The sequence below is a fragment of the Rhodococcus sp. AG1013 genome (genome assembly GCF_003350365.1).
Taxonomy (GTDB): Bacteria; Actinomycetota; Actinomycetes; order Mycobacteriales; family Mycobacteriaceae; genus Prescottella.
The window spans coordinates 1-1,036 of record NZ_QQAT01000055.1; the positions used below are offsets into that span (position 1 = coordinate 1).

The 1,036-nt window shown below is 71.3% G+C and carries 1 protein-coding gene; it reads right to left on the reverse strand.

Annotation, left to right across the window (positions count from 1 at the left end; translation table 11 throughout):
* Positions 1-1,036: steroid 3-ketoacyl-CoA thiolase (locus DEU38_RS27960; RefSeq protein WP_114724620.1), on the reverse strand; the 1,036-nt coding region annotated here is incomplete at both ends.

Here is a 1,036-nt window from a genome sequence, read left to right on the forward strand (position 1 = left end):
AGATCCGCTCGATGATGGTGCCCGTCGCGAGTGCGCCGCCCGCGCACATCGTGATCAGGGCGGTCGAGCCGTCGCGGCGCTCGAGTTCGTGCAGCGCGGTGGTGATCAGGCGAGAACCGGTGCTGCCCACGGGATGTCCGAGCGCGAGCGCGCCGCCGTTGACGTTGACCTTGTCCATGTCGGGGCCGTGGACCTGGGCCCAGGACAGGGCGACCGACGCGAACGCCTCGTTGACCTCGAACAGGTCCAGATCGCCGATCTTCATGCCGGCCTTCTCGAGCACCCGCGCGGTGGCCTGCACGGGGCCGTCGAGGTGGTACTCGGGCTCGGCGCCGACGAGGGCCTGGGTGACGATGCGGGCACGGGGCTTGAGGCCGAGCGCGCGGGCGCGGTCCTCGTCCATGAGCATGACCGCGGCGGCGCCGTCGGAGATCTGCGACGACGTGCCGGCGGTGTGGATGCCGCCCTCGAGGACCGGCTCGAGCTTCGCGAGCGACTCCGCGGTGGTGTCGCGCAGGCCCTGGTCGCGGCTGACGACGTTCATCTCGGACGTCGGCTGCTTGTCCTCGCCGATGACCGGTGCGGTCACCGGGACGATCTCGCGGTCGAAGCGACCCTCGGCCCACGCCTGCTTCGCGAGCGCCTGCGAGCGGACACCGAGGGCCTCGATGTCGTCACGGGTCAGGCCACGGCGCTTCGCGATGCGTTCGGCGGCGTCGAACTGGTTGGGCATGTCGATGTCCCACGACGCGGGACGGCGCGGCCCGGCCTCGGTGCCGACGTTGGCGCCCAACGGAACCTGGCTCATCGCCTCGACGCCGCACGCGACGCCGATGTCGATGGCGCCGGTCGCGATGAGACCCGCGATGAGGTGGTTGGCCTGCTGCGCGGAACCGCACTGGCAGTCGATGGTGGTGGCGCCGGTCTGCCACGGCAGGCCCGCGGCGAGCCACGCGGTGCGGGTGACGTTGTTGGACTGCGCGCCGGCCTGCGTGACACAGCCGCCGATGACCTGTTCGACCAGTACCGGATCGAT